Source organism: Pararhizobium sp. A13, from assembly GCF_040126305.1.
GTDB lineage: Bacteria > Pseudomonadota > Alphaproteobacteria > Rhizobiales > Rhizobiaceae > Pararhizobium.
The window spans coordinates 209133-230080 of the sequence record NZ_CP149512.1 but is presented as its reverse complement, the minus strand read 5'-3'; the positions used below and the strand labels follow the sequence as shown (position 1 = coordinate 230080).

Genomic DNA, 20948 nt, shown 5'->3' with positions numbered 1-20948 from the left:
TAGATCAGCGCCGCCTTTGCGTTCTGCGAGATCGGCAAAACGGTGGATCTGCGTGTGACGCCAAGATTGCACAGCTTACGCGAGTACGCTGTGGCCATCCTTGGGGCCATTCCGTCTAAGCATGTCGAAGAGCGCTGCGCGCCCGAAACAGCCTCGTAATAAAACCGAATAAAACCGAACACACTGACGCACAGACATCCGGTATCTGTTCCTTGAACGGTTAGGAGCACGGTCGTGACGTCGCATTCGGAAATCAAAAATCAAAAGCCGATTCTGGTATTTCTCCCAAGGAGCGCGGCCCAGGTCATTGTCTCGAAACTCGTCGAGCATGGATATGCTGCGGCCGCGGTGTATTCCGTGCCCGAGTTGTTTGATGCTTTGCGTTCTGACGGCTATTTCCTGGCGGTCACCACCCGGCCCGACATCGATATGGTGCGTAACATCAAGGCGATGCCGGTCGTGAACCTGGAGGTGTTTTTTCACACAGTCGGCTCCACAGGGGACAGTGTGACCGCATCCAAACAGTTCGATGGCAAGGCGTTTCTCGAGCGCATCAGGGCTCTCAATGAACCAAGGTCAAGCAGGAGTGGGGCCGCTCACGGCAATCCCGCGGTCAACTCCCGCTCGAATGAACGCAGGAGCCACGTTTTTCGATGGTGGGAAGCCACGAAGTCAGCTCTCCGAAATTGTACGCCTGCCGGTGCGAGGAAGTGAACGCGAGCCTCCGCCAGGGCACCGATCATGTTGCACGTGGCAAATCTGGCTCTCAAGACCGGCCCCGACCTCAGACCGTGGAAGCAGGTCTGGCCAGCAGCATTTCGTCCCGGTCAATCACTCTTGACCAATGTCAAATCGCGGCTCTGAAACGTGAGCTGCTTCTATGCAGCGGGTGTCTTCTGATGTTCTGGGCAATTGGAGCAGCAGCATCGAGCGGGTTCATAATCACCGCTTTCTTCGTCATCGTGGCCGCCGGACAGTTCGTCAGAAGGACGACGAACAACATCCTGGCGAAGCTGGGCAAGCGCTCCATGCTCAGGCGCTATGCGACGGGACTGGTTTCGCTTTGCCTGTTTTGCCTGGTGATCGCTCGTGCATGTTATATTGCGACAGTCCTCGTCAATACCGAACTGCGAACGCCGATCGTCCCGCTGATCGCTGTTTCAATTGGCCCGATGCGAACTTCTGACTAAATCAGCCAACCTGCCGCAATATATCTCAACATATTAGAACATCGTATTGCACAACAGTTGATATCTTGCGGCAACGCGTCGCTTCAAGGATCCTCATGCTGCCTGCCCGATCATGACTCCATTACCGCTCTCAATGGAATTCTCACGTCCAACGGCTTTGCCGTGACCTCGACCTAGGATGTCGGCGAATTTGAAGAGGCGGCAAGATTTGGCAGCTACACCGTCATTATGACATTGGCGGCTCTCGTCGCCGGGATTCGTACCGTGTCGGCTTTGCCGATTGTCACGATCGAGGCACTCATCTCAAGACCGATGACGGTTCCAATGAGCAACGGGACGACTAAAGTCTGGACGAGGTTGCGCTCGTGAAGCGCATCGAGGCGGCAGCATGCAGGAGGAGCGACACCAGCGTCCTAAAGCCTTCACCTGTTTCGCCAGCGGCAATGCGATATGAACCCGAATGACATACCGCCTTTGAAATGAGAGCATGCCACAGGCGGTAGAATTCAATTCGAAAGCAAAGCGATCGACCATGGCATACGAAATGGCAGTCTCGGACCAACCGCATATCCTCATCGTCGAGGACGATTCCGACATCGCGGGCATGCTGGTCGATCTTGTCAAAAGCAGCGGCTTCCAGGCATCGTCTGTCGCAAGCGGCCACGAGATGGATCGATTGCTGGTTCGACACCAGTTCGATCTGATCGTCCTTGACGCGATGCTTCCCGGCGAGGACGGTTTCAGCATCTGCAGGCGGCTTCGCTCGTCGCGTCCGATCCCGATCCTGATGCTGACGGCACTACGCGAGGATATCGACCGCATCCTCGGTCTTGAGCTTGGGGCCGATGACTATGTCACCAAGCCGTTCAATTCCCGGGAGCTGATGGCGCGTATCAAGAGCATCCTTCGTCGGGCCTCGTACAGCCATAATGCGGACGAAAGCCTTGCGCCGATGACATTTGCGGGGTGGCGCATCGACCCCAAAAGTCGCCGGCTCCAAGATCCGGATGGCGTGCAGGTATCCATGACCACCGCGGAGTTCGATCTCCTGCTGGCATTCTGTTCCAATCCCAACAAGGTGCTGACGCGCGAACAGCTCCTGTCCATGACGCATGCTGGATTGGCGGGTCCGGTCGAACGCAGCATCGACGCCCACATCAGCCGCGTCAGGCAGAAAATAGAACCCAATCTCAAGGACCCCACCTTCATCAAAACGGTGCGGCTCGGAGGTTATCTATTCGCATCCAAAGTGGAGCGTGTCTCTTGAAAAAGCTGCGCAGGGCTTCGATCCAGAAGCAGATCCTCATTCTGGCGACCTTGCTGGTCATCCTTGTTTCCGCCATTGCAATGTTTTCTGAACCGTTCATCTACGGCCGGAGTGATCGTGACTTCCAGGATGGGTTATTCGCCGGGCAAGCGGCGATGGTTCTCGACCGGTTCAAAGCAGCGGCGTCGACACTTGAAGAGGACGCTGCCTTAAATTTCGCATCACGCTTCGGGATACGCGCAGAGCGGCTTTCCTCGACCAACCTCGTTGCTATGCGCGAAAAGATCATCTCCTCGGGCGACCTGGTGGGGAAGATCAAAGAATCGCTTTCAAGCAGTGTGTTAATCTCAATCGAACATCTTCTGACCGACGAACCGAATTCCGACCGTCTGGTTGTCAAGGTCGATGCGGAGCGTGCGCTCATCTTCCATATGCCTGTATTTCCTGCGAGAATCTGGTTCGCACCGGCGGTTGCAAGCGGGCTTTTGAAAATCGTGGTCCCCTTGTTCCTGTTGGGTCTCGTGAGTAGCTGGTTGATCACGGATCCGCTACGTCGGTTTGCCGCCACGGCCAAGCGCGCAAGCCTCGACGACAGTTCCGATGAGGCGTTCGAACCTGACGGGGCATTGGAACTGAGAAGTCTGGCAGAATCGTTGAACGTCATGCGCAGTCGGATCCAGAACATGTTGCAGGATCGTACAAGGGTGCTCAGTGCAGTGGGGCACGACTTGCGGACACCTCTGACGCGGTTGCACATGCGGGCGGAGCGTTCCGAAGAGCCGGAACTTCGACGTCTGATGCTGGCCGATATTGCAACATTAACCCTGATGGTCGATGAGTGCCTTGCCTATTTTAAGGATCCATCGGCCGGCGAGGATTTTCGAAAGGTCGACCTGTCCAGTCTGCTTCAGACGATCGCGACAGACTTCTCCGAGACAGGTGTCAACGTGACCTACTCCGGACCAAGGAGGCTCGCCCATGCCTGCAGGCCCCAGGCCCTTACACGTGCCTTGTCGAACCTCATCGACAACGCGTCGCGTTATGCGACGCAGATTGCAATCACTTTGAAACCTCGTGACGATGGTGGTGTTCAGATCAGAGTGATCGACAATGGCCCTGGTTTGACGGATGAACTCAAGGCGAAGGTCTTGGAGCCGTTTTTCAAGGCAGACGAATCCCGGAAAATCGGAAGAAAGGGCGGCTTTGGCCTTGGCCTTCCCATTGCAAAGGGCATCGTCATGAAGGGACATAACGGACAGTTTACCTTGATGGACGCGGAGCCAAACGGTCTTATCGTTGCAATCGACCTTCCCGCGGCTTGAGGAATCGCGGGCTGGAGAAAGGGATGTGCCAAGATCCGGCTCCTCCGTAGTCGCAGCATAACCGGAAACCTGTCGATGCAATCTCCGCCGCGAACATTTCCAGACATTTCAAAAAACACCGCAACATTCTGATCAAATACACCTGTCTTCAGCAAATCATGCCGTTCGGCAAAATTCCCGCTGGAGCCAAACACCCGATGAAATCCCTTCCAATTACTGCCGCGCTGATCGCCGCTTGCTCCACCCTCGCTGCATGCTCGACGCCGAGCCCCACCGTCTACGCCGGCCTCGCCTCGGCATCCCAGCTCCAGCCGAACACCCAGGACCGGACGGGACGCGTTCCCTACAGCTATCAGGGTAATGCCGATTGGAGGCTGTACAGCAGGATCATCGTCGACCCCGTGATTGTCTACAGCGGACCCGACAATCAGTTCGGCAAGGTCGCCGCTAAGGACAAGGCATTCCTTGCCAACTACATGCAGGCACAGTTCACCGAAAAGCTGAAGACGCGGTTTGCCATTGTGAATACTCCGGCTCCGGGCACTCTCAGACTGCACCTGACGCTGACGGGTGCGAAGACCACCACCGCCATTCTGGGACCGGCCACGCGACTTGATATAGCAGGTGGCGTCTATAACACGGTCCAGGCCGTTCGCGGGCGCGAAGGATCGATGACGGGCTCCGTCAACTACGCCGTGGAAATTTACGATGCGACGACCAACCGTCTGCTGTCCGCATACGTCACCAAACAATATCCGAATGCGCTCAACGTCGGTTCAACCTTCACCGCCTTGGATGCTGCCAAGGTCGGTGTTCGCAAGGGAGCCGATGCTCTTGTGGCGCAGTTCAAATAGAGCAGCCTGCGGTCGCTGACCTTAACGCAACCGATCACCGCTTGGGAATGGACCACCTCTCCCCGGCCGAGTTTAGCTGAAGCTGCCGATCTCACACGCTACCGAATGGCGACATTCCAGAGTTCACGCTTTTTATTCTCTTGAGTTCACGGCTCAGCCGGTTCAGCCAGGCTCTGTCTTCGACCAGAGCCGTCGGAAAGAGACCGGGGACGGCGAAAAAGGCAGATGGTTCGTCGTTGTCGATCGCTTCGCTGGCCGCGGCTTTGAGCTCCTGGCGGCGCGGGTCCTCCACATCCGGCGTTCGCAGCACATAGGCTACCCACAGTGCGGTGGCATAGGCGAACATAGCACCGTCGCGGCCGACCGCGAGATCGTCCACCGCTGCGGCGAAAATTCTCTGCGGCAGTTTCTGGCTGCCATCCATGGCGATCTGACGCGTGCGGTGGGCAATCGTCGGATTGGCGAACCGTTGCATCAACTGCTCCTGGTAAGCCTCAAGATCGATGCCCGGTACCGGATCGAGCGTTCGAGCCGCTGCTTGCATATATCGTCGAACCTGGCTCCGATAGTGCGCAACGGCCATGACGTCACGGACATAGTCTAGGCCAGCCAGTTGGCCGAGATAGGCGATCATCGAATGGGCGCCGTTCAGTAGCCTCAGTTTCATCTTCTCATAAGGCTCAACATCCTTGACGAAAAGCGCGCCGGCTGCCTCCCAGGCGGGGCGGCCCAAGACGAAGTGATCTTCGACTACCCATTGCATGAAAGGTTCGGTGTCGAGCGCGAGCCTGTCTTCGGCGCCGAGCAATGCCGCAGCGCGCAGCCGCGTCTCCTCGGTTGCTGCCGGCACGATGCGGTCCACCATGGTCGAAGGAAAGGCACCGTGCTCGGAAATCCAGGCGGCAAGCGCCGGCTCGCGCCTTGTGGCCATCTCGGTCACCAGACGTTGCACGACACGGCCGTTTGTCGGCAGGTTGTCACAGCAAAGGATGGTGAAGGGTTTAAGCCCGGCGGAACGCCGCCGTGCCAGACCTTCGACGATAAAGCCGATTACACCGGCCGGCGCCTCTGGACGGGCGAGGTCAGCGGCGACGGCCGGATGCTGGTGGTCGAGGCCGCCGGTGAGCGGATCCATGCCATAGGCCTTTTCCGTGACGGTCATCGAGACGATGCGGATCGCCGGATCGGCGAGCCGGGCGAGCAGTGTCTCGTGGTCCTCCATGGCGGACAATCCGCCGATCACCGAGCCGATAACCCGGACCTCGGCACCGGCCGCCCCGCGGCTCATCACCGAAAACAGATGGTCCTGCGCCCTCAGATCCCGGATCGCGTCGAGCGACCGCAGGCTGACGCCGATGATGCCCCAATCGCCGAAGGTCTGGACCAGGGCACCATCGGTGTAGACGGCCTGATGTGCCCGGTGAAAGGCGCCGAAGCCAATATGCAGGATGCCCGGCTTCAGGGCCGCACGATCGTAACGGGGCGTGGCGATGGTGCCGGGCAAAAGCGTCGAGGCGGACAGGCGGTCCATGGATCAGGCCAATCCATATGTCGCATGCGTAAGGGCACGTTCGATGCCGCGTAGCTCGGCCAGTCCTTTCAGGCGGCCGATGGCCGGATAGCCGGGCTGGGCACCGCGCGTGAGATCGTCCAGGATCTCCTGGCCATGATCAGGTCGCATGGGGATCTGGTGATCCGCTCGGCCTTCGGCGCGCCGCCGTTTTTCCTCGGTGAGGAGCTCGGCGATAACAGCCACCATGTCAGTATCGCCCTCCAGATGTTCGTCCTCGAAGAACGAGCAGGGTGTCTGCGGCTCCTCGCGGCGGACATTGCGAAGATGGACGAAGTGGATGCGCGGCGCGAACTGGCGAACCATGGCCGGCAGGTCGTTGGCCGCGCGGGCGCCGAGCGAACCCGTGCAGAAGGTCACGCCATTCGCCGGGCTGTCGACCTCGCGCAGCATGTGGGCATAATCTTCGGCGCTCGACAGGATGCGCGGCAATCCGAGCAGCGCCCATGGCGGGTCGTCTGGATGGGCGCAGATGTTGATCCCGGCCTGCTCGGCCACCGGCGTCACCTCGGCGAGAAAATTGACAAGATGGTGCTGCAGCTTTTCTCGGTTGATCCCCGCATAGGTTTCCAAATGCGCCCTGAGCTGCGGCAGGCTGTAGCCGTCGGCGGAGCCCGGAAGGCCCGCGCCGATATTGCGCGACAGGTCCAGCCGTCGCTCCTCCGTCATCTCGCGGAAGCGGCTCGCGGCCATCTCGCGCGTCGCCTCGTCATAGTCTTCGAAGGCCCCTGGTCGCTGCAACAGATGCAGTTCGAAGGCGACGAAGTCGATGCGGTCGAAGCGCATGGCCTTGGCGCCGTGGCGCGCAGTCCAGCGCAGGTCGGTGCGCGTCCAGTCGAGCACGGGCATGAAATTATAGCAGACCGTGCGGATACCGGCGGCGGAAAGCCGGCGCAGTGTTTCCTGCCAGTTGGCAATGTGCTCGCGCCAGGGGCCTGTCTGCGTCTTGATACTCTCCGAAACGGGAACGCTTTCCACAACCTCCCATTCCAGGCCGCCGGCGCGGACCTGTTCCTGCCGCTTTGTGATCTCATCCGATGGCCAGATGTCACCGGTCGGAATGTGATGTAGCGCACTGACGATGCCATGCGCACCGGCCTGAGCCGCATCCTCTATGCTCACCCGGTCGACCGGACCGAACCAACGCCATGTGTGTCGCATGTGAACTCCTACGCCAGAAAGCTGAGCTGTACCTTGCAGGCAGCCGAGCGGTCGCTGGCCTGCTCGAAAGCGTCGACGGCCTGATCGACCGGGAATGTGTGGGAAATGATCGGCCTGACGTCGATCCGGCGATCTGCGATGAGCCCGACGGCAAGGGGAAATTCGCTGTCGAACCTTTGTGATCCGATCAGCCGCAATTCCTTGCCGACCAGGGCATTCAGCGGGAACGTGATGTCGCCCGTCACACCGACCTGCACGATCAGGCCGCGTGGCCTGACGGTCGCGATCGCGCTGCGCAGTGCCGGTTCGGCGGCGGAGCATTCGAACACGATGTCGAACTGGCCCTTGTCGGCATCATAGGCCGCGAGTTGCTCGGGATCGCGGCGGACATTGATGACGCGGGTAGCGCCGCAGGCCGATGCCCGCTCAAGAGCGGCGTCGGCGAGGTCCGTCACCACGATCGTTCCCGCACCCGCATGGCGGACGGCGGCGACGACCAGCGCGCCGATAGGCCCCGCGCCGGTGACCAGCACATGCTTACCCCGGATATCCCCTGCTTGCGCCACCGCGTGCAGGCAGACCGCAAGCGGTTCCGCGCAGGCCGCTTCGCCGGCGCCGACCAGAGTGCCGGCAGGCATGCATTGGATGGCAGGAACCACCAGCCAGTCGCGGAACATGCCCTGCGCATGGGGCACGCGCATGGCGCTGCCCATGAACTGCATGTTCAGGCAATGAATGGCGAGGCCTTCCCGGCAAAAGCGGCAATTTCCGCAGGGCTGGCTCGGATTGACAGCCACAAGGTCGCCGAGTGCTAGCCCGGAGACGTTGGGGCCGAATGCCGCGATATGGCCGGACGCCTCATGCCCCGGAACGATCGGCTCGCGAACCCGCACCGGACCAAAGCCGCCATCCTGGTAATAGTGGAGGTCTGAGCCGCAAATACCGCCCGCCGCCATCCTCAGTAGCACTTCCCCATCGCCCGGTTCGGCCACATCCACCACTTCCACCCTCAAGTCGCCTTGGCCGTGGAGCCGCGCGAGACGCGCCTGCATAACTTTTCTCCTCATCGGCGGATCAGCCCGATCTCGCTCGGCAGCCAAAGCGTGATCGCCGGAACGAAGGTGATCAGGATGAGCGCAATGAACAGCGGCACGAGCCAGGGCAGGATCGCCATTGTGGTCCGCTCGACCGACAGCTTGGCGACACGTGACAGCACGAAGAGCACCATGCCGAGAGGCGGATGCAGTAGGCCGATCATCAGGTTCAACGTCATGATCAGTCCGAAATGCACCGGATCGATGTCGAACTGGGTGACCAGCGGCAGCAGGATCGGGACCAATATGGTGATCGCGGCAATCGTGTCCAGGAAGCAGCCGACGAACAGCATCAGAAGGTTGACCAGGATGAGGAACACCCACTTGTTGTCGGTGATCGACAGGATCGCACCCGACAGCATCTGGGCGGCCTGGCTGACCGTCAACAGCCATGCAAAGATGGAGGCGGCTGTCACGATGAACAACACCGACGCTGTGGTTTCGATCGTGTCGAAGGTGGCCCGCGACAGCGTCGACAGCGTCATGGTCCGGTAACGCACCAGCCCGAGGAACAGTGACCACAGGACGGCGGCAACGGCAGCCTCTGTCGGCGTGAACCAACCCATCGTCATGCCGCCGATCAGGATGACCGGGGTCATCAACGCCATGACGGCGGAGAAGTCGAAGTACCAGTCGATAGCGAGCAGCGCGGCAAGAGCGATGCCGACGGCGACGTTCATCGGCAGGCCGGCCGACATCAGGAGGAAGATCAGGAGTGGCACGGAGAAGACCACCACGACCTCGAGCGACGCCGACAACAGCCGTTTCATCTCGAACGGCGTGTCCGAACCCCAGCCACGTCGGTAGGCGAAGATTGCGACGGTTACCATCATCAGAACGGTCATGACCACGCCCGGCACGATACCCGCCATGAATAGCGCGCCGATCGAGACGTTAGCCATCATGCCGTAGATGACGAAGGGCAGAGACGGCGGAAAGATCGGGCCAAGCGTCGCCGAGGCGGCGGTTACGCCGACAGCCGTCTCAACGGGATAGCCATGATCCTTCATCGCCTTGATCTCGATCGTGCCGATGCCGGCGGCATCGGCGAGCGCCGTGCCCGACATGCCGGAAAAGATCACCGAGCCGATGATGTTGACCTGGGCGAGCCCGCCCTTCATCCAGCCGACCAAAGCGACGGCGAAGGAATAGATGCGGCCGGTGACACCGGCGGAATTCATCAGGTTGCCCGCGAGAATGAAGAAGGGAACGGCGAGCAGCGGAAAGCTCTCAACCCCGGCGATCATCCGCTGCGCCGCGATGATGTCGGGTGCTACATTGTAGAATACGAGGTAGAGAACCGAGGCCACGGCCATGGAAATGGCAACGGGCACACCCACCACCATCAAGACGAGAAACGAACCGACGAGCAGAAGCATGGATCAATCCTCAACCTTCTGAAATTCCTCGGGCCTTTCGAGAACCGAATAACCGCGGCGCTGATTGGCGATGAAGACCTGGATGGAGCGGACGAGCATCAGCACGAAGCCGGCCATCACGCTGTAGAAGACGATGTTGCGCGGCAGGTTGACGGTCACCATGCGCTCGCCGGCGACGATCGCCACATAACGCCACATCAGCCAGCAGGCATAGGCGAAGAAGCCGATACGGACGATATCCACGAAGATCGCCATCCCCCTGGCCAAACGCCGCGGCAGGTAGTGATAGAGGACGTCGACCTGGATATGGCGTGATACGCGAACGCACATGACAGAGCCCAGGAACACGACGCCGATCAGGCAGTTAATCGCGATCTCCTCGGTCCAGGCATAGCTATCGTTGAGCACGTAGCGGGTGAAGAACTGCAGGAAGACGCAGGCCGTCATCACCCAGAAGATAGCGAGCGTGGCCCAGTCCTCGACGGCATAATGCGACACATCGGCGACCGGCGCGGCATCCTCGAAGGAATGGGCGATTTCCTGAGGCGTTATCAGCGAATGGACTTCTTGTTGCATGGGGATCATCCGGCGAAAGGAGGGGCGGAATGCCGGCGGCTCTTGCGGGCCGCCGGCATCAATGGCTCACTTGACAGCGCGGATGGCTTCCCAGTCTGCCCTGTTGTAGCCAAAATCCTCGAGCGCGACCTTTTCCACGACGGTCTTTTCGAAATCGGCCTTGTCGATCGCGGTGACCTCGATGCCACGCTCCTTGAACGTCGCAACCAGGCTCTTTTCGCGCTCTTCGATGATCTTCGTGCTGCGCTCGGCGGCCTCCTGCATTACCTCGGTGAAGATCTGCTTGTCGGCGTCGGAAAGTTGCGACCACAGGCTCTTCGACACCAGCGTATTCAGATGGTCGACGATATGGCCGGTGAGCACGATATGCTTCTGCACTTCGTAGAACTTCTTCGCATCGATTGTGGTCAGCGGGTTTTCCTGGGCCTCGACCGTACCGTTCTGCAGGGCGAGATAGACCTCGGCAAAGGCGATCGGCGTGGTATTGGCACCGCAGGCGCGCGGCATGGCCAGATAGGCCGGCACGTCCGGGACGCGCATCTTCAGACCCTGCATGTCGGTGCATTTGCCGATCGGCCGGTTCGATGTCGTCTGGCGCGTGCCGTAATAGGTGACGGCGGCAATATGATTGCCCGAAGCGTCCTCGTATCCCTTGGCCAGCCGCTTGAACACATCGCTCTTGGTATAGGCGATGAGATGCGCGGGATCGCGGAACGTATAGGGATAGTAGGTAACGCCAATTGGCGCGTATTCGCGCGCTGCAAAGCTTGAGCCGGAAATGATGATGTCGACCGTGCCGAGCTTCAGGCCCTGGTTGAGATCGGCTTCCTTGCCGAGCTGCGAGGCCGGAAAGACATCGATCTTATAGCGGCCCTCTGTGCGTTTGCCGATCTCTTCGGCCGCCCAGGCGGATTCAGTGTGGAATGGTTCGGATGTTTCGTAGACGTGCGCCCATTTGAGCACTGTTTCGGCCTGAGCCGTAAGCGTCGAGGCCAAAATGGCCGCTGTCGCGCCCAGTAACGTTGTCAGTCTGAACTTCATCTTCGTTCTCCTCCCAAGTTGAAGTCATTGGTCCTGTGGCTAATTGCCCCCGACACGCCTCCACGCAGCGGGTATCGCGCTGTCGGACGGTTCCTCCTCGAAACTTTTCGACAGGCGAAGCTGAGATTGGTCGAGATGCGCGCGCATTGCAGCCCGCGCGGCAGCCGGATCGCCGGTGGCGATCGCATCCCGGATGGCGCAATGCTCCTCCATCGCGGCCCTCCAGGTCTCGGTGTTTTCGAAATAGCTGGCGAGCTTCTCGAAATAAGGCGTCATGCGCATGTCGTGGATGCTGCCGACGAAGCGGTTCAGGGTCGCATTGGCAATGATGCCCGAGACGGCGACGTGAAAGTCGCGGTCGAGCGCCAGAGCCAAGCGCCGGTCATCGAGTGCCGCCGCCATCCGCGCCAGATTGTCGTCAAGAATGAGGATGTGCTCGGGCCGTGCCAGGCGGGCGGCCTCCTCGGCGACGGCGCACTCCACCACCGCCCGCGCCCTCAGCAATTCGAACGGTCCTTCGAAATCCTCCGGCGGCAGATCGGCCGACGGTCCCTTGCGCGCCGTCACATAGATGCCCGAGCCCATTCGGATGTCGACAAAGCCCTCCACCTCCAGAACGATCAGAGCTTCGCGGACCGTCGGGCGGGATACACCGAGCATCTGTGCCAGTTCACGCTCGGCTGGGAGGCGAGAACCTGGCGCCAACTCGCCCCGTTCGATCAAGCTTCGCATCTGGTCCGCCACCTGGCGATAGAGGCGGCGCGATTCTACGGCAGAGAACATCAGCTTCCTCGACGGTGCCTGCGACCCGCTTAAAGTGGTCATCTGGCCAAGTGGTCATACCAATACCGAGAGAATTGCTTACCGCTGAAGATATGTCAACCGTTTGGCTGCAGCCGAGGCAACATTCGGCCGGCAGCAACCAGGACTGGGCTCCATTTCCAAAACGGACACGGGCATTGCGGGAGTAAGGCTTTACCTGAGCCGCTAGCTCACGCGTCGGCGCTCGAACTGTTCACGCCGCGGTGCGGGGTAAGCCGTCGCGGGCGCTGAGGTTCGTAAACATGGTGATGACAGCGCAAAAGATTGACCTGGCAAATGTTTATCAACCCCACACTCCCCGAATTGCATCGAATGCAAATGCGATTGTGGGATCGTCGGCGCGGGCGTTCAGACTGACAAAGCTCAGGGCGGTTTCGACCTGGACGTGGTCGGCGATCACCAGTCCATGGGCCTGCTGTTCGTGGAGAGCAATCGCCTCGCGACAGAGGCTGAGCCCAACGCCTGTGCGAACCATCGCCAGCATGGACGCTTCCTGATCGACCGAGGCGACGACGTTCTGTCGCACGCCAAGCTCGCCGAACAATCGTCCCAGCAGCCGGTTGTGGACGGAAGCAGGCGGCGTTCCGATCCAGGGCAAGGCAGCCAGTTCCGCCCAATCCTGGCCGCGGACGAATCCGGCGAGAGACGGAGGCGCAACAACGCGGTAGGTCAGTCGCGCGAGTTGTTTTGCTCGAAAGAGATTTTCCTGCCCTTCGGTCGCAAGTCCCGCGACGGGGTCAAAATCGCTGATGTCCCCGAGAAAGAATCCAACATCCAGCTCGTCTCGCTTCAGCCCCTCCGGCACCTCTCCGCTCATTCCATGGCGTAGCTCCGTTTCGATTCTTGGCCCGCTCTCGACCAGTGCCTTCAGGAGGGCGCCGAGCCTGGTAAACTCCGGATCGATAATGGTGCCGATCCGGAGTTTGCCTCGCACCTGCGTTTCGAGATGCCGAGCCGTCTGGCTGAAATCCAGCAGCGAAGCGAGCACTTGTTCGGCTTTGGCGGCAAGCAGCGCGCCCTCGTGGGTAAGCTCCAAACCTGTCGACGTGCGGCGGAACAACGTGATGCCGGTGTCGGCCGCCAACCGTTTCAACTGCAAGCTGATCGCGGGTTGCGTGAGATGCAGTTGCGCCGAGGCGCGCGTGACGTTTCCCTCGCGCGCAACAGTGACGAACGCCCTCAGCGTCTTAAGATCGATTGGGTAAGCCATATTAATTTTGCTTATAATGACCCACTTCATTTGTCATTGGATTTTCCGGCGCGCGCCCGTTTATTCAGTCAAGAAACGTGAGGAGGACGCCTAAAATGACAAGCCGAGCGCACAAACGTTATAATAAACGAGGCCAGCATCGGGGCGGAGTTGCCGCCCGATGACGCACTCCACCGCTTTGCAGGCAAATGAGGCGTTCGACTACATCGTCGTCGGGGCCGGTTCTGCCGGCTGCCTGCTCGCCAATCGCCTCAGCCGAGATTCCTCTAGGCGCGTGCTGTTGCTGGAGGCGGGCAAGAAGGACAACTATCCTTGGATCCATATCCCCGTCGGCTATCTCTACTGTATCGGTAACCCGCGGACGGATTGGCTATACAAGACCGAACCGGACGCCGGATTGAACGGGCGGTCGCTGCGCTACCCTCGTGGCAAGACGCTCGGCGGCTGCTCCTCCATCAACGGCATGATTTATATGCGCGGGCAGGCGCGTGACTACGACGGTTGGGCGGCCTCGACAGGTGATGACGCTTGGTCCTGGGAAAATACCTTGCCCGACTTCAAGGCCCATGAAGACCACTACAGGCTTGATGGAGGCGCTGATCCACAAACGGGTGGCAACAGCCGCTTCTCCGACATGCATGGCCATGGCGGCGAGTGGAGAATCGAGAAACAGCGGCTGAAATGGGACATTCTGGAGTCTTTCGCGCAGGCAGCCGTCGAGGCCGGAATCCCAAGATCCGATGATTTCAACAGTGGCGACAACGAGGGCGTGGGCTATTTCGAGGTCAATCAGAAATCCGGTTGGCGCTGGAACACGTCAAAGGCGTTTCTGCGCCCGGTCCGAAATCGCTCCAATCTCGTCATCTGGACGGAATCTCACGTTGAAAAGCTCTGCATCGAGGAAGAAGCAACGGGGCGCAAGCGCTGTGTCGGGGTCGTTCTTCATCGACAGGGTCAAAGAATAGGCGTGCGCGCGACGAAGGAGGTCATCCTTTCCGCTGGCGCGATTGGATCGCCGCAAGTTCTGCAGTTGTCGGGTATCGGTCCGGCAGGCTTGCTGAAGAAACATGGCATCGACGTTGCGCTGGATCTCCCGGGGGTTGGAGAAAACCTGCAGGATCACCTGCAGATTCGCGCGGTCTTCAGGGTGAGTGGGGCGAAGACCCTCAACACTCTGGCCAACAGTGTCTTCGGCAAGGCGAAAATCGGCCTCGAATACGCGCTGCGTCGCAGCGGGCCGATGAGCATGTCTCCTTCGCAACTCGGCGCCTTCACGCGCTCCGACGATAAGCAGGCGCACGCCAATCTGGAATATCACGTCCAGCCGCTCAGTCTCGACGCGTTCGGTGAACCGCTCCATAGCGTCCCCGCATTCACAGCGAGCGTGTGCAACCTGAACCCCACGAGCGCCGGGACAGTGCGTATTCGCTCGAACAAGATCAGCGATGCACCGGCAATCGCGCCAAACTATCTGAGCACGGATGCCGACCGCAAGATTGCCGCCGACAGCATCCGCCAGATCCGGAAAATCGTGTCGCAGCCGGCGCTCGCCAAATACCAGCCGGAAGAATGGAAACCGGGGACGGAGTTCCAGAGCGATGCGGATCTGGCGAAGCTCGCAGGCGATATCGCCAACACCATTTTCCATCCCGTCGGGACGACGAAAATGGGGCGTGACGGCGATCCCATGGCAGTCGTTGATAGCCGCCTGCGGGTGAAAGGCGTCGCCGGACTGCGCGTCGTCGATGCCGGGATCATGCCGACCATTACGAGTGGCAACACCAATTCGCCGACCCTGATGATCGCGGAAAAAGCAGCCGGCATTATCCTCGAGGACGCGAGGCAGAACGCATGATGAGGACGAGTTCAGTCGATCCGCCGGCCTATTGCCTTTGCAACGTCGAAAGCGCTATTTTTGATGGCGTCTCAGACTGAATGGTCAGCGAAGAGGAGCCGGAGACAGCTGGAAATTGCGACCCGCGACGGCCTCTTCCGCGTCGAGTGCATTTCAAATGCGTGATGTGGATATCAAAGGTGAAAAGTGGACATTATTGCCTCGGTCGCTGGTAGACTGCGCTTCTCGACTTAACCAAACTCAAACCAGCTTTGCCGTAAGATCGGTTCCTTTCAAAACATGCTTAAAAGGCCGACGCAGCGTGATGAATAGCATCTGGGAGCAGTTCGTTGGCAATCTTGCGTTTGTAAGCTTGGCAATATCGATTTGGGCGCATCTGTCAATCTGGTTTCAGCGGCTGTTTGTTGGATGTGAAAGGGTCGTCTTCGGGATCATAGCCGGAGGGACTTCAATCGGCTCTGTCTTGCTGGCAATTGAATTCAACCCCGGTGTCTATATCGATCTGCGCTTCGCGCCTCTCGTGCTCGCGGGCATGTTTGGCGGTCCGCTCGCCGTTGGCATAGCCGCGCCGCTTGCCGTCATTTCTCGTATCGTGATCGGTGGAGCAGCCGTGGTCGACGGCGTCCTGGCAATTATGGTTGTTTCAGCCATTGGCCTGGCAGCGCATTTCTTCATCAGGAAGAGGACGCCGCGGTTCCTGGACATCATGCTCCTAACCGTCGCGGTGGGTAGCGCACTTTTTATTTTGATGGCGGTGCTACCCACGTTGTCGAAGGCCGATACGCTGTCTGCGGTCGGCCTGCCCATGGCCGTTATGAACTGCGCCGCAACTATCATCTGCGGTTTCATAATATTGAAAACGCGCCAACTGCATCGTGAGCGGAGGATGCTGGAGACGGCGTTTTCGCAATCGCCCGATTATCTTTACGTGAAAGACCAGGACAGCCGGTTCATTACTGTCAATGACAACATGGTCCGCCTCTTTCGGTTCAATTCTCCCGACGAGATGGTCGGACTGTCCGATTTCAATCTCATGACGCCGCCACTCGCGGAAGGGTTGTATCATCATGAACAGGAGGTCATGCGAACGGGAACGCCCCTTGTCGACTCTTTCGAACATATCGGCGACAGGTTTATGCTGGCCTCCAAGGTTCCGCTTCGAGACAACGAGGGGCGTGTCATCGGCCTGGCAGGGGTAACGCGAGACATTACGGAACGGACTGCTCTCGAACGCGAGCTGCGGGAAAAAAGGAACTTGCTGTCGCATGCCATGGCCGGAATGTCCGATGGCTTCGCCCTGTTTGACAGCAAGGGCTTTCTTGTATTTTGCAATGAGCAGTATCGCGATGCCTTCCCGTTATCAGGCAATGCCCGTGTGGTTGGCGCGCACATCGGCGATATCGTTCGCCGCGTCGTCGAAACGCGCGAACGGGTAGGTGTCCCGCAAGACGCGGGGAAGGAATGGGCGATGGAGACGGCTGCCACGCTTCACCGCAACAAGAACGAAGAGGTCCAGCTTTACAACGGAGACTGGCGCAGCATCAGGACCAGACTCGGCGAAGACGGCACAGCGATTGTCGTCGTATCGGATATTACCGGGATGAAACAGGCAGAAGTCGCGCTTCGGGCATCAGCGGAGCAATTGAAAACTTTGTCGGAAACGGACGGGTTGACCGGTATCGTCAATCGTCGGGCCTTCGACGAGGCATTCGTGCGAGAAGCGGCGAGATGCGCCAGGAACAACACGCCGCTCAGTCTGCTCTTGGTCGATATCGACCGCTTCAAAGCATATAACGACACCTATGGGCATCCTGCCGGAGACCAATGCTTGCGCATCATCAGCAGATGTCTCCTCAAATCGGTAAAGCGTCCGGCGGATATCGCCGCTCGCTACGGCGGCGAGGAGTTCGTTGTTCTGCTCCCCGAAACCAAGGCGGAGGGGGCGATCGTCGTCGCCGAGCAATTCGCGCTCCATCTCAACGAGGAGAATATCGTCCACTCCCGGAGCGAATTCGGAAGGGTGACCGCGAGCGTCGGTATATCCAGTGCAACAGGGCGTATGTTGCTGGCGGATCCGAGCCGTCTCCTGTCGGCGGCGGATGCCGCGCTCTACGACGCCAAGACGCAAGGTCGCAATCGCATTCTTTTTCAGTCGCTTGCGGACGGGATTGCCGCCGCCGGGGCCGGTTGATACGAATGCCCGATATGGCCTGCCACGAATTGGTTCTGCGGACAGGCGAACCAAAGGCGAATTGTATTCCACGCTCCACGTCGTCTGCGACGATGCCGACTAATATGCTGCTTTCCGAAATTGATTGGTCGCCTCAGCCGCACCAAGATCTCCGACAAGCTACACCAAGAATTGCTCTTAAGACGAGTCAAAGTCAGCCTAAAAGGGCGGTGCCACAACGCCTCAGAGGACACAGCCGCACCTCGCGGATTGGGCATAGGAGACAAGCTCTCCTCGCCTGTCGCGGCTGTCGCCGAGGAACTCATCGACGGCCGCGGCAACGTCGTTCGGCCGGTACCGCGCCCAATGGCCGAGGCCATGCAGTGCTGCCTCCTGGCAGGCAATTGAGTCGAGCCTTAGCGTTCGACGCATGACATCGATCGCAGCCCTATGCAGCAGGTCGCAATCCGGATCGTTCGGGAGGGCCACGCACGGAAATTCGTCCCACCACATGTAGCAGACGCTGTTCAAGGGACCCGCGCCGGGTTCGTCGATGTGACCCAACACAGTGGCGCAGCGCGGGGCGAACAGGTCGGCGAAGAGTTTCTCGATCGTCTCGACGCAGCGCAGGCGCGCCCCTGTGGGCGTGGAAGTGCTGTAGAACCACCCGTTGTCGCCGGACGCGCTCGTGCTCAACAGATAGGTGAACCCCTGTGCGATCTGCGCGTCGGAAAAGCCGGCGAGCGACCGTTCGGTCGTCGAAAAAAGCCTCGTGAAGTAATCCATGGCGACAGGCGGCTGGGGATCCCACCAAGGAGGGTCCTCATCGAAGAACCAGGGGTAGCCGTGCAGCCGGACCGGGGGGCTGAATGCGTGCTCCAGCCAGGCATCGTAGCTCAGGTCCGACACTGCAGGCATGGGGAACCTCCTCGGCGGTTGAGTTGGCAGAACATGGGCCATCCTTGCCTAACCTTCTCACGAGCCCGTCGCGAGCGCCAGTCGCCCTCCCAGGGTTCCGCTTTCGGCTCCGACCGTCGCGTTAACGTCGGCTGATCCGGAGAACCGGTTCGCTGCAGCGGCACTGGAGGCGTGTTGCAACGGCACATTGATCAATAGCACCGGACGCATTGTCTTTGCGGACATCATCCGCGCGCCGCCACCACTTGGTCTAGTTGTTCAATTAGCTGTTGCTTGCGGAACCAATGATGCCCGTTCTCATTACGAGGAAGGAGAGGGAGCGGTAAGAATGGCGAGAGACAGCAAGCGCCTGATACTGATTGCCGCGGCAATGCTGGCGGCGACGGGTTTAGCTGCGCTCGCCTTGCGGGACCATAGATCTCCGTCTGTGTCCTGGGTTGCACCCTCGCCGGACGCAGTGGATGTAGATCTCGGGGCCGTGATCATGGTGACTTTTAGCGAAGACATCGATCCCGCCTCCATCGGCGCCAACTCGTTCCGGCTCTCAGCGGCGGGCGTGCCGGTCGACGCCGGCGTCTTGTACGACAGGTGGACCCGCTCCGTAGTGCTTGCGCCGGCCACGCCACTGACGAGCGCTACGACGTATACGGTCAGCATTGCTCCAGGCGCTCGGGACAGGGCCGGCAACGCGCTGGCGACCGGCCACAGCTGGTCGTTCACGACGCGGCGCGATCTTGAGCACGGTTTTGGCGGGCCTGTCCTGATCGTTACCTCAGGGACTTTGCCCTTCAGCAAATATTACAGCGAGATTCTGCGGGCCGAAGGCATAGGTTCGTTCGAAAGCGTCGACCTTTCGCACGTTACCGCGGAACTGCTCGACCGGTTCAACTTGGCCCTGCTGGGGGAAATGCCGCTGAGCGAGGCGCAAGCGGAGATGTTTTCGAGATGGGTCGACACAGGCGGCGATCTGATCGCCATGCGTCCAGACAAGAAGCTGGCCGGTCTGCTGGGGTTGGAGGACCAAGCCGCATCGCTGAACGAAGGTTATCTGCTGATCGACACGGCAACCGCTCCTGGACACGGCATTGCCGGCGAGACAATCCAGTATCATGGCGCGGCCGATCTATACGCGTTGGCAGAAGGCACGACCGAAATCGCCCGGCTCTACAGCAACTCTTCGAACGCCACGCCGAACCCGGCCACCACGGTGCGCACCGTTGGCAAAGCAGGAGGCCAGGCGGCGGCGTTCACCTACGATCTCGCCCGGTCTGTCATCTACACGCGTCAGGGCAATCCTGCTTGGGCCGGCGACGAGCGTGACGGCAATTCCGTCATCCGGACCAACGATCTGTTCTTCGGCGCCAGGAAAGGCGACAAGCAATCCGACTGGAACGATTTCGATCGGATCGCGATCCCAGTGGCTGACGAGCAGCAGCGACTGCTCGTCAGCCTGATGAATTTCATGCTCGAAGGTAAGGCACCGCTGCCGAGACTGTGGTACTTTCCCAAGCGGTATAAGGCAGTCCTGGTGATGGCGGGCGACGATCACGGGACCCGAAGCGGGACCGAGGATTCATTCGATCGGCTCAAGGCCGCCGAGCCCGAGGGGTGCTCGATCGCCGAGTGGGAATGTTACCGCGCCACCGCGTGGATTTACACGAATGGCGGTTTGTCGCCCAGGGAGGCCAGCGCTTACGCCGCAGAGGGTTTTGACATCGGCGTTCATGTCAACAGGGGTTGCAACAATCTACTGCCGATGGACTTCGCGAGGATGTTCAGTCGCGACCTTTACGAATTCCGCATCAAGTATTCTGACTTGCCTCCGCAGGCGGGAAGCCGTACGCATTGTGTCGCGTGGAGCGACTGGGCGTCGACACCGAAAGTGGAGGCGCGTTATGGGGTCCGCATGGACCTTAGCTACTACTATTGGCCGCCCTTCTGGATAAAAGGCCGTCCCGGTTTCATGACCGGCTCCGGTCTGCCGATGCGGTTTGCCGATGTCGATGGGAGCATGATCGACGTCTACCAGGTGGCGTCGCATCTGGTGAACGAGAGCGGAATGCGCTTTCCGTCAGCCATCGAAACCCAACTCGACCGGGCGCTGGGGCCTCAGGGTTATTATGGCGCGTTCGGGACGCACTACGACTTCAGCGACGGTTTCGACAGGCAGTTGTCCACCGCGGCGAAAGCCCGCGGCGTGCCACTAGTCTCGGTGCAGCAATTGCTGGATTGGACCGACGGTCGCAACAACTCGCATTTCGCGCAGATCGCATGGAGCGGCACCGCCCTCACTTTCGAGGCATTCGCCGACAGACGAACCGGAACAATGCTTAGCGGAATGGTCCCGGCGCGAACTGATGGCAAAGAGGTATTCGCAATCAGCCGCGACGGGTTGCCCGTGGACTACGCGATCGAGACCATCAAAGGGATCGCCTACGCCATGTTTCCTGTCGAGACCGGCGGATATCGCGTGACCTATGGCCGGCGCGAAATCACCCATGCAAGTCACGCCCGCTGAT

17 protein-coding genes are annotated in these 20948 nt (G+C 59.9%); 8 read left to right on the top strand and 9 right to left on the bottom strand.

Translation table 11 applies throughout. The features are described 5' to 3' along the window. Positions 1–234 precede the first annotated feature (234 nt). From WI754_RS29670 to WI754_RS29650, 5 genes are all read left to right on the top strand, one after another. Entirely contained in the window at positions 235–714 is a 480-nt protein-coding gene (locus tag WI754_RS29670) for a hypothetical protein (protein WP_341486265.1), read from the top strand. A gap of 77 nt (positions 715–791) precedes the next feature. Continuing rightward, positions 792–1190, top strand: coding sequence for a hypothetical protein (locus WI754_RS29665; RefSeq protein ID WP_341486264.1), 399 nt, complete (start codon positions 792–794; stop codon positions 1188–1190). Positions 1191–1734: 544 nt separating this feature from the next. Next, positions 1735–2457 carry a response regulator transcription factor gene (locus WI754_RS29660; RefSeq protein WP_341486600.1) on the top strand — a complete coding sequence of 241 codons (723 nt, stop codon included), beginning with the start codon at positions 1735–1737 and terminating at the stop codon, positions 2455–2457. Next, positions 2454–3779, top strand: coding sequence for a HAMP domain-containing sensor histidine kinase (locus tag WI754_RS29655; protein WP_341486595.1), 1326 nt, complete (start codon positions 2454–2456; stop codon positions 3777–3779). The genes WI754_RS29660 and WI754_RS29655 overlap by 4 nt, the downstream gene beginning before the upstream one ends. 197 nt (positions 3780–3976) lie before the next feature. Continuing rightward, positions 3977–4633: a DUF3313 domain-containing protein gene (locus WI754_RS29650; protein ID WP_341486594.1), complete on the top strand. Its 657-nt coding sequence runs from the start codon at positions 3977–3979 to the stop codon at positions 4631–4633. Between the two features lie 91 nt (positions 4634–4724). Here WI754_RS29650 and WI754_RS29645 read toward each other — a convergent pair whose 3' ends face one another. From WI754_RS29645 to WI754_RS29610, 8 genes are all read right to left on the bottom strand, one after another. Beyond that, positions 4725–6164: a mannitol dehydrogenase family protein gene (locus WI754_RS29645; RefSeq protein WP_341486593.1), complete on the bottom strand. Its 1440-nt coding sequence runs from the start codon at positions 6162–6164 to the stop codon at positions 4725–4727. Between the two features lie 3 nt (positions 6165–6167). Further along, a complete protein-coding gene (gene uxuA / locus WI754_RS29640; RefSeq protein WP_341486592.1) occupies positions 6168–7364 on the bottom strand; it encodes a mannonate dehydratase in 1197 nt (398 codons plus the stop codon). An 8-nt stretch (positions 7365–7372) separates the two neighbouring features. Continuing rightward, the gene (locus WI754_RS29635; protein ID WP_341486591.1) at positions 7373–8416 is read right to left on the bottom strand and encodes an L-idonate 5-dehydrogenase; all 1044 of its coding nucleotides are present in this window, start codon (positions 8414–8416) and stop codon (positions 7373–7375) included. An 11-nt stretch (positions 8417–8427) separates the two neighbouring features. Then, the gene (locus WI754_RS29630) at positions 8428–9837 is read right to left on the bottom strand and encodes a TRAP transporter large permease (protein WP_341486590.1); all 1410 of its coding nucleotides are present in this window, start codon (positions 9835–9837) and stop codon (positions 8428–8430) included. Between the two features lie 3 nt (positions 9838–9840). Beyond that, entirely contained in the window at positions 9841–10413 is a 573-nt protein-coding gene (locus WI754_RS29625; RefSeq protein WP_341486589.1) for a TRAP transporter small permease, read from the bottom strand. 66 nt (positions 10414–10479) lie between these two features. Then, positions 10480–11454 (bottom strand): sialic acid TRAP transporter substrate-binding protein SiaP, encoded by a 975-nt coding sequence (locus tag WI754_RS29620; protein ID WP_341486588.1) that lies wholly within the window; start codon positions 11452–11454, stop codon positions 10480–10482. Positions 11455–11493: 39 nt separating this feature from the next. After that, positions 11494–12237 carry a FadR/GntR family transcriptional regulator gene (locus WI754_RS29615; protein WP_341486599.1) on the bottom strand — a complete coding sequence of 248 codons (744 nt, stop codon included), beginning with the start codon at positions 12235–12237 and terminating at the stop codon, positions 11494–11496. A gap of 322 nt (positions 12238–12559) precedes the next feature. Further along, positions 12560–13486 carry a LysR family transcriptional regulator gene (locus WI754_RS29610; RefSeq protein WP_341486598.1) on the bottom strand — a complete coding sequence of 309 codons (927 nt, stop codon included), beginning with the start codon at positions 13484–13486 and terminating at the stop codon, positions 12560–12562. A gap of 160 nt (positions 13487–13646) precedes the next feature. On the opposite strand from WI754_RS29610, the gene WI754_RS29605 reads away from it, so the two are divergent. After that, complete coding sequence (locus WI754_RS29605) at positions 13647–15341, top strand: GMC family oxidoreductase N-terminal domain-containing protein (protein WP_341486587.1); 1695 nt, start codon at positions 13647–13649, stop codon at positions 15339–15341. A gap of 304 nt (positions 15342–15645) precedes the next feature. Beyond that, positions 15646–17532, top strand: coding sequence for a diguanylate cyclase (locus WI754_RS29600; RefSeq protein WP_341486597.1), 1887 nt, complete (start codon positions 15646–15648; stop codon positions 17530–17532). Positions 17533–17754: 222 nt separating this feature from the next. Here WI754_RS29600 and WI754_RS29595 read toward each other — a convergent pair whose 3' ends face one another. Then, positions 17755–18429: a hypothetical protein gene (locus tag WI754_RS29595; protein WP_341486586.1), complete on the bottom strand. Its 675-nt coding sequence runs from the start codon at positions 18427–18429 to the stop codon at positions 17755–17757. 328 nt (positions 18430–18757) lie between these two features. Here WI754_RS29595 and WI754_RS29590 point away from each other — a divergent pair, with 328 nt between their 5' ends. Next, positions 18758–20947, top strand: a complete 2190-nt coding sequence (locus WI754_RS29590; RefSeq protein ID WP_341486585.1) for an Ig-like domain-containing protein — start codon at positions 18758–18760, stop codon at positions 20945–20947. The last annotated feature ends 1 nt before the right edge of the window (position 20948 follow it).